This window comes from Arthrobacter sp. NQ7, assembly GCF_029581595.2.
Classification (GTDB): Bacteria; Actinomycetota; Actinomycetes; order Actinomycetales; family Micrococcaceae; genus Arthrobacter; species Arthrobacter phenanthrenivorans_B.
This window is the reverse complement of record NZ_JARFXU020000005.1, coordinates 238,920-247,033: the sequence shown is the minus strand read 5'-3', so window position 1 is coordinate 247,033 and position 8,114 is coordinate 238,920. Positions and strand designations below refer to the sequence as shown.

The 8,114-nt window shown below is 67.3% G+C and carries 8 protein-coding genes; 3 read left to right on the top strand and 5 right to left on the bottom strand.

The genetic code is table 11. From position 1 onward, the window contains the following. From PUN71_RS08715 to PUN71_RS08695, 5 genes are all read right to left on the bottom strand, one after another. On the bottom strand, nt 1-362 hold a 362-nt coding region (locus PUN71_RS08715; protein ID WP_277798073.1), incomplete at its 3' end, for a hypothetical protein. A 131-nt stretch (nt 363-493) separates the two neighbouring features. Next, nucleotides 494-1,708: an adenylate/guanylate cyclase domain-containing protein gene (locus PUN71_RS08710; RefSeq protein ID WP_277798072.1), complete on the bottom strand. Its 1,215-nt coding sequence runs from the start codon at nt 1,706-1,708 to the stop codon at nt 494-496. Next, nucleotides 1,698-2,297: a PH domain-containing protein gene (locus PUN71_RS08705; protein WP_277798071.1), complete on the bottom strand. Its 600-nt coding sequence runs from the start codon at nt 2,295-2,297 to the stop codon at nt 1,698-1,700. The genes PUN71_RS08710 and PUN71_RS08705 overlap by 11 nt, the downstream gene beginning before the upstream one ends. Then, entirely contained in the window at nt 2,290-3,198 is a 909-nt protein-coding gene (locus tag PUN71_RS08700) for a biotin--[acetyl-CoA-carboxylase] ligase (RefSeq protein ID WP_043454871.1), read from the bottom strand. The genes PUN71_RS08705 and PUN71_RS08700 overlap by 8 nt, the downstream gene beginning before the upstream one ends. A 96-nt stretch (nt 3,199-3,294) precedes the next feature. Beyond that, nucleotides 3,295-4,182 carry an SDR family oxidoreductase gene (locus tag PUN71_RS08695; RefSeq protein ID WP_277798070.1) on the bottom strand — a complete coding sequence of 296 codons (888 nt, stop codon included), beginning with the start codon at nt 4,180-4,182 and terminating at the stop codon, nt 3,295-3,297. Nucleotides 4,183-4,397: 215 nt separating this feature from the next. Here PUN71_RS08695 and PUN71_RS08690 point away from each other — a divergent pair, with 215 nt between their 5' ends. From PUN71_RS08690 to PUN71_RS08680, 3 genes are all read left to right on the top strand, one after another. Then, nucleotides 4,398-5,981, top strand: coding sequence for an acyl-CoA carboxylase subunit beta (locus PUN71_RS08690; protein WP_043454873.1), 1,584 nt, complete (start codon nt 4,398-4,400; stop codon nt 5,979-5,981). Then, nucleotides 5,978-6,214, top strand: coding sequence for an acyl-CoA carboxylase subunit epsilon (locus tag PUN71_RS08685; RefSeq protein WP_275180384.1), 237 nt, complete (start codon nt 5,978-5,980; stop codon nt 6,212-6,214). The genes PUN71_RS08690 and PUN71_RS08685 overlap by 4 nt, the downstream gene beginning before the upstream one ends. Nucleotides 6,215-6,295: 81 nt before the next feature. Next, nucleotides 6,296-7,981 (top strand): DUF885 domain-containing protein, encoded by a 1,686-nt coding sequence (locus PUN71_RS08680; RefSeq protein ID WP_277798069.1) that lies wholly within the window; start codon nt 6,296-6,298, stop codon nt 7,979-7,981. Nucleotides 7,982-8,114: the final 133 nt, after the last annotated feature.

The window sequence follows — 8,114 nt, the reverse complement described above, 5'->3', positions numbered from 1 at the left end:
CGCATATTCGCCGGCGACACCTGGTTCAACGTCGACCCAGTCTCATCATCAACGAACACCTCGCCCGCATGCTGAAGGACATCAAAGGTCGTAGACGCAGGCGTCACGGCACCATCAAGCACCCTGGAAGGATAATTCAACCGACCCACAGCGTTCTTGGTCTTGGACACCACCCACACACCGCCATCGTTCAACTCCACCTCAGTGGTCTTGAACCCCGGATACAACACCGCGCCCGTCACCACCACAGCCAGCACCACACCAAACGCAGTACCGGCGAACCACCGGGATCGAGGAAGGCTGCGGGTTCGGCGTGGTCCGGCAACAGCGCTTTGGGCGCGCGTCTGTCCGCGACGTTTCATTCCGTGAATCCCCCAAGAATTTTTGCCTGATGGCCGGCTGCCGGCCTCCGCACTGGCCGGGCAGAATAAGAATACGTTATTTCACAAACGAGTGGATGAATCCCTGCGGCAACTCTGCATACCGCACGTGCTCAGTCCAGGATCAGGCCCCTGCCGCGGCCGCGGGTGAGGCGGACCGGGTTGATCTCGCCGAAGCCGCGCACGTTCTGGGGCTCCTGCGGGATCATGACGAACCGCTCGTCATGTTCCAGCGCCGAGGCGGTCATGGAATCCACCAGGACCGTTCCGGGGTCGGCAAGCGTGGTGAGGCGGGCGGCGAGGTTGACGGTGGGGCCGTAGATGTCGCCCAGGCGGGACAGGATCCTGCCCCACACCATGGCCACCCGGGCTTCGGGGAGGATCTCGTCTTCGGTGAAGGCCTCGGCGAGCGCCAGGGAAATCTCGGCACCGGCCGCCGGGGTTTCGGCGATGTAGAGGACTTCATCGCCCACGGTCTTGACCAGCCGGCCGCCGCCCACCGAGATGATCTCGGCGCACTTGTTTTCGAAGCGCTGGACCAGCCGAGCCAGTGTCTTTTCGTTCATCCGGCGGGACAGGCTGGTGTAGGAGACCAGGTCCGCGAAGCCAACCGCGCGGGCGAGGGGCAGCGGCGCGTCGTCCTCGTCGCCTTCCCGGCCTTCCTCGCTGGCCTGCAGTCCGGCCTCGGCGCGCACGGCCAGCCGCTGGACGCCGGCGTTGAGCTGGCGGCGCCAGGAGTACACCAGCACCTCTTCGAGCGCGTCCACCAGGGCGGGAAGTTCGTTGACCAGGCGCTTGCGGGCCACGGCGTCCGTAACCCCCTGCTCGTGGACCATGTCCTCCACCAAGGCCTCGATCTGCCAGACCACCATGCGGTCCGTCATCTGCCCGATGGAGCGGGTCACCGAGATAGCGGCTTCCTCGGTAAGCTTGCCGGCGCGGACCAGATCCACAATGGTGGACAGGGCGGCCTGATCGCGTTCCGTGAACGCGACATCCTCGTCACCGAAATTCGGGAAGCCGAGGGCACGCCAGAGTTTACGGGCAGAAAGCAGCGAGACTCCCGCGCCCGCGGCAACTTCACGACGGCGGAGCTTGCGTTCCCCGCCCAGGAGGCGGGCTTCGAGGGCCTTCATGGCCAGGCGTTCGGCGGACATGGCGCCGGTAGGCGGGTGCCGGTCGGTCCCGGGCGCTCCGTCAGCCGGGCCGGGTTCCGGTGTCGCCGCAGGGACGGCGTTCACGTCACCGGTTCCGGCGGCGGGGTCGAGTGCGGCGGTGGCTGCAGGTGCGATGCTGCCCACGCGTTCCTGCTGGTCCTCATCGGTCATCCCGTCCACCTTCTCTCATGTCCTCCGGAAAAGCCCCGGCGGGGTAATGCGCCGCGCCGCCCGGCTGGGCCACGCTGTCATCCGGCAGTTCCCCGATGGCGTCGAGGATAAAGTCGCGGAACCGGGCCACCTCGGGCACGTCGCGAAAGGTCACCACGCCCTGGTACCCGGTTTCCAAGGATATATTCCCGGAGCGCACCAGTCGCTGCAGCAGGGATTCGTGGACTGTCAGGTTACGGACCGCGGACAGGTTCACCTGCTGGTCCCGACGGCTCAGCAGCCCATAGCGGGCCACCATCCGCTGGCTGGTCAAGGTGTAGCGCGTGCTGTGCCAGCGCAGGAGCCGGGGCAGGCAGTAGCCCAGCCACACGGCTGCGGCCGCGGCCACGCAGGCGGTGACCAGCCAGGGCGTCCATTGGCGGTTGAGCGCGGGAGCCAGCCGGGCGGCGCCGCCCCGGATGATCCACGCGCTGGCATAGGCGGCCAGCGCCGGCGCCAGCACGAAGGCGACGGCTGCCCCGGCCAGCTTCCGCGGCTGCGGGCGGGTAGTGACGATCACCTGCTCCCCGGGAAGAAGGGTCCTACGCATAACCGCCTTGGCTGGGTGCGTCCGGCGCTGCCCAGGGCCGCAGGTGCACAACGTCGCCGGCCGTCACCACGTGCTCGCGCGAGTCGCGGTCCACCACCAGCAAGGAGCCGTAGTCGTCCAGCCGGGATGCGTGGCCAATGATTTCGTGGTCTCCGGGCAGCTGCGCCCGCACCTGCTTGCCCAACGTCACCATGACTGCCTCCACCCTCTTGTGCAGCGAGGGGCCACCCGCCATGCCGGCCGCTGGGTCGCCGTCGGCATTGCAGAAACTGCGGTAGAGCACCGCGAAGTGTGACAGGTAGCTCTTCAGCAAGGCGGTCCGGTCGGTGGTGCGCGCGCCTTCCAGGGCAACAGACGTGGCGGTGGGCACCGGCAGTTCGTCTTCGCGCAGGGTGACGTTCAGGCCCGTACCCAGGATGACCGGCGGCACATTCCCGTCCAGCATGGGACCGAGCTGCGCCAGGATTCCTGCGATCTTCCGGCCCCGGACCAGGACGTCGTTCGGCCACTTCAGTTCAGCCGGGATGCCGGCGGTTTCGAGCAGCGTTTCCCGCAGGGCCAGGGCTGCAATCAGGGACAGCCAGGAGTAACTCTGGGTGGGCAGGGGCCGGCCGTCGGCGTTGACGGGGCGCAGCACCACGGAGACGGACACCGAACTCAGCGGCGGCGCCTCCCAGCGCCGGTCCAGCCGCCCCCTGGCCGCTGTCTGGTACTCGGCAGTCAGGACGGAGAGGTCCGGCCACGCTGCGGGCTCCACGGTGACGGAGCGCAGGAGGTCGGCGTTGGTGGAACCGGTGGAGTCCACCACGTCGATCCGGGGTATTCCCGTGGCGGAAAGGAAACGCTGGTCGGCCAGGTCCCCTCGGTTCAGCGGAGTGCCCGGTGCGTGTGCGTCATCCATAGCTTGATCCTACCGAGCCACCCTGGGTCCCACCCAGCCATGCCGCGGGGCCGGGCCCTGTCCCGAAGTCCCGGGCGCCAGTGCCCGCAGGGCCGGTTAGAGGAAGATGTCCGGGACCAGCTGGTCCTCGGGCGCTCCCAGGCTGTAGGGCCGGAAGTCCGTCACGCCAGCGGCGGTGAGGACCTCTTCATCCGTGTAGAAGTTTCCCGATGACGGGCCTCCGGGGGAGAGGTTGCTGCCGGTCAGGACAGCGTGGGCGGCGTCCGCCATGATCTGCGGGCCGCGGGCAGCCAGGACCATCGTTTCGCCGTGCGGCATGTTGCGGATGGCGGCGGTGTCGATCAAGGTGCACGGCCACAGTGAGTTGACGCTGATCCCGTCGGACTTCAGTTCCTCGGCAAGGCCCAGCGTGGTCAGGCTCATGCCGTATTTGGCCATGGTGTAGGCAAGGTGCTTCGCCGCCCAGGACGGGTCAAGGTTCAGCGGTGGCGACAGCGTGAGGATGTGCCCCTGGCCCGAGGCCCGCAGCGCCGGGAGCGCCAGCTTGGACAGCAGGAAGGTGCCCCGCACATTGATGTCCTGCATCAGGTCGTACTTTTTCATGTCCACGGCGTCCGTCGTGGAGAGATCGATGGCGGAGGCGTTGTTAATGACGACGTCGATCCCGCCAAAGCGGTCCACGGCGGCTTCCACGGCGCCGGCCACGTCGACGTCCCGGCGCACATCGCCCACGAGCGGCAGCGCCTGGCCACCGGCCTCTTCCAGTTCCGCGGCGGCGGTGAATACGGTGCCCGCCAGCTTGGGGTGCGGTTCGCCCGTCTTGGCCAGGAGCACGATGTTGGCGCCGTCGCGGGCGGCCCTCAGGGCAATGGCCAGGCCGATTCCCCGGCTTCCACCGGAGATGAGGAGGGTCCGGCCGGCCAGGGAGCCGGACGCCCGGTACGGGCTTTCGGGGGCACGCAAAGCATCGTCGCTTGAAGTCATGGGAACACTGTAGCCCAAACAAGTTACCGGCGAGTAACATTGTGGAGGGGTTGCTGGAACGGCAGAAAATTGTAGGATCCCTACAGCTGCGGGCATCCAAAGCGTCACTAGACTTGCCAGCAGGGTTCGTTCTTTGTGTGGAAGCTACTTAAGGCTCCGTGCAGCACGGCCCGCCAGCCAACAGAACTGACCTGCTACAGAGCCGGAGACACTTGATGAGCCACGATCTGACAACGACAGCGGGAAAGATTGCCGATTTCCGCGACCGCCAGGCGCGCGCCGAACAGCCCTCCGGCCCCGAGGCCATCGAAAAGCAGCATGCACGCGGCAAGAACACCGCCCGCGAGCGCATCGCCATGCTCCTGGACGAAGACTCCTTTGTTGAATTCGACGCCCTGGCCGTCCACCGCTCCACCGCCTTCGGCATGGAAAAGAAGAAACCGCTGGGCGATGGACTCGTCTCCGGCTACGGCACCGTGGACGGCCGGCTCGTGGCGGTCTACAGCCAGGACTTCACGGTGTACGGCGGTTCGCTGAGCCAGGTCAACGGCGAGAAGATCGTCAAGGTCCAGGAATTCGCCCTCCGCAACGGCTGCCCCGTCGTCGGCATCCTGGACGGCGGCGGCGCCCGCATCCAGGAAGGCGTGGCCTCGCTGGCCATGTTCGCGGACATCTTCCGGAACAACGTCCACGCCAGCGGCGTGGTCCCCCAGATCTCGATCATCATGGGCCCGTCCGCCGGCGGGGCCGCCTACTCCCCCGCACTCACCGACTACGTGGTGATGGTGGACAAGACTTCCCACATGTTCATCACCGGCCCGGACGTCATCAAGACCGTCACAGGCGAAGACGTGGACATGGAAACCCTTGGCGGCGCCCGGCAGCACAACGCCACCACCGGCACGTCCACCTACCTGGCCTCCGACGAGACGGACGCCATCGAGTTCGTGCGCGAACTGCTGGACTTCCTGCCGTCGAACAACCTCTCCGAGGCACCCGTGCTGGGCCACCAGCAGGAGCTGGAGATCGACGACGACGACCTTGCCCTTGACACGCTGGTCCCGGACTCGGCCAACCAGCCCTACGACATGCGCACGGTCGTGGAACAGATCGTGGACGACGGCCACTTCCTGGAGATGCAGGCCCTGTATGCCCCCAACGTCATGATTGGCTACGGCCGCGTGGAAGGGCACACCGTGGGCATTGTGGCCAACCAGCCGCTGCAGTTTGCCGGCACCCTGGACATCGCCGCCTCCGAGAAGGCAGCCCGCTTCGTGCGCCACTGCGACGCGTTCAACATTCCCATCATCACCCTGGTGGACGTTCCCGGCTTCCTGCCCGGCAAGGACCAGGAGTTCCAGGGAATCATCCGCCGCGGCGCCAAGCTCCTCTACGCCTATGCCGAAGCCACCGTTCCCAAGCTGACAGTCATCACCCGCAAGGCCTACGGCGGAGCCTACATCGTCATGGGCTCCAAGAAGCTGGGCGCCGACCTGAACCTCGCATGGCCCACCGCGCAGATCGGCGTCATGGGCGCACAGGGGGCCGTGAACATCCTCTACCGCCGCGACCTCGCAGCCGTCGCCCAGGACGGCGGCGACGTCGAAGCCCGCCGCGCCGAGGTGATCCGGCAGTACGAAGAAGAGCTCCTCAACCCCTACCAGGCAGCCGAGCTCGGTTACGTGGACGCCGTGATCGCCCCCTCGGACACCCGCATCCAGATCATCAAGGGCCTCCGGGCCCTCCGGGACAAGCGCGCCAGCCTTCCCGCCAAGAAGCACGGGAACATCCCGCTGTGACCGCCGACCACAATCCCGCATCCGCGCCCGCCGAAGCCGCTCCGCTGCTCTCTGTTGTCAAAGGGCAGCCGAACGCCGAGGAACTGGCCGCGCTGACCGCCGTCGTCCTTTCCCTGGGCGGGGAAAGCCCGGCCCCAGCCAAGACGCCAACCGTGCGGCATTGGGTGCGCCGCCAGCAGCTAAGGCTCGCGCCCACCCCGGGCCCGGGCGCCTGGAAGCGCAGCCAGGGCTGATCCTCGCCACCCACCGGCAGGGTGGGCCCACCACCGGCGGGGCTTGGTTACGTCACCCAGGCACCCGGGTAGTCTCGGACTGTGACTACAGACACTGCACCCGCCACGCGCCCGCACACCCGCATCGACGCCGTCGCGGACAACTACACGGACACCCTGGTAAGGCTCAACCCGACGTTCGCCACCACCCTTGGCTTGCCCGGACACGAAACGGAGTACCAGGACTTCTCTCCGGCCGGCATCGCCGGCTTCGCCGAAGCCGCCCGGGACGCCCTCGCCGCCCTCGAGGGCCTGGAACCGGAGGACGACGTGGACGCCGTCACCCTGGACGCCATGCAGGAACGCCTGGGCCTGCAGCTGCTGATCCATGCCTCCGGCTGGGAATACGCGGAACTGAACAACATCGCCTCCCCTGCCCAGGAAATCAGGGCCATCTTCGACCTCATGCCCACGGCAAGCGAACAGGACTGGGAGCACATCGCCGGGCGTGCACACAACGTCCCGGCAGCCATCAGCGGCTACACCGAGTCCCTCCGCATGGCCAGGGACGCCGGCAGGGTGGCCGCCGCCCGGCAGGTCCGGACCGTCATCGAGCAGGTGACCAAGTACGCCGCGCCGGACGGCTTCTTCGCCAAACTGGCAGCCGATGCCGCCACCGGCGAAGGGCCGCTGCCCGCGGAGTTGCAGGACAAGCTCGACGCCGGCGCTGACGCCGCCCGCCGCGCCTACGCCGGGCTGGCAGAGTTCCTGCGCACCGAGCTGCTTCCCGCCGCGCCGGAAGAGGACGCCGTGGGCAGGGCACGCTACGCACTGGCATCGAGGTCCTTCCTCGGCGCCGAGGTGGACCTTGAAGAGACATACGCCTGGGGCGTCCAGGAACTCGACCGCCTCATCGCCGAACAGGAGAAGGTGGCACACGCCATCAAGGCAGGGGCATCCATCGCCGAGGCCAAGGACATCCTCAACAACGACCCCGCCCGGCAGCTGAAAGGCACGGAGGCGCTGCGGGAATGGATGCAGGGCCTCTCCGACAAAGCCGTTGCCGAACTGGCCGGGGTGCACTTCGACATCCCCGACGTCATGAAAACCCTTGAATGCCGCATCGCCCCCACGGACGAAGGCGGCATCTATTACACCGGCCCGTCCGACGACTTCAGCCGCCCGGGCCGCATGTGGTGGTCCGTCCCGGCAGGCGAAGACACCTTCACCACCTGGGCCGAAACCACCACCGTGTACCACGAGGGCGTTCCCGGCCACCACCTCCAGGTGGCCACGGCAACCTACCGGCGCGAACTGCTGAACAAATGGCGCCGGAACGTCTGCTGGACCTCCGGCCACGGCGAAGGCTGGGCCCTCTACGCGGAGAAACTCATGCAGGAACTGGGCTACCTCAACGACCCCGGCGACCACATGGGCATGCTGGACATGCAACGCATGCGCGCCGCCCGCGTTGTCTTCGATATCGGCGTTCACCTGGAACTTGAGATGCCCGGACGCTGGGGTTCCGGCCCCTGGACCGCTGACAAGGGCTACGGCTTCCTTCAGGAAAACCTTCCCATCAGCGAAGGGCAGCTCAACTTCGAATTCACCCGCTACCTCGGCTGGCCGGGCCAGGCACCCTCCTACAAAGTTGGCCAGCGGCTCTGGGAACAGATACGCGCCGAACTCGAGTCCCGGCCCGGGTTCGACCTCAAGGAGTTCCACACCAAGGCCCTGAACATCGGCTCCGTGGGACTCGATACCCTCCGCCGGGCACTCCTGTCCTGACCTTCCCCCGGCCCGGCGCGGCCCCAAGGGGCCCATCCTCGGCGCGCTGCTCGTACCTCGCTCTGACGCGCGCTGCCGGATGGGCCCCTTGCTGCCGCCAGTGGCGAGATATTAAGCACATCCCGCTCGGGAA

What these genes read in the sequence shown, in the direction of transcription:
- PUN71_RS08710 (WP_277798072.1), bottom strand. Translation starts at nt 1,708, where the DNA reads ATGACCGATGAGGACCAGCAGGAACGCGTGGGCAGCATCGCACCTGCA.
- PUN71_RS08705 (WP_277798071.1), bottom strand. Translation starts at nt 2,297, where the DNA reads ATGCGTAGGACCCTTCTTCCCGGGGAGCAGGTGATCGTCACTACCCGC.
- PUN71_RS08700 (WP_043454871.1), bottom strand. Translation starts at nt 3,198, where the DNA reads ATGGATGACGCACACGCACCGGGCACTCCGCTGAACCGAGGGGACCTG.
- PUN71_RS08695 (WP_277798070.1), bottom strand. Translation starts at nt 4,182, where the DNA reads ATGACTTCAAGCGACGATGCTTTGCGTGCCCCCGAAAGCCCGTACCGG.
- PUN71_RS08690 (WP_043454873.1), top strand. Translation starts at nt 4,398, where the DNA reads ATGAGCCACGATCTGACAACGACAGCGGGAAAGATTGCCGATTTCCGC.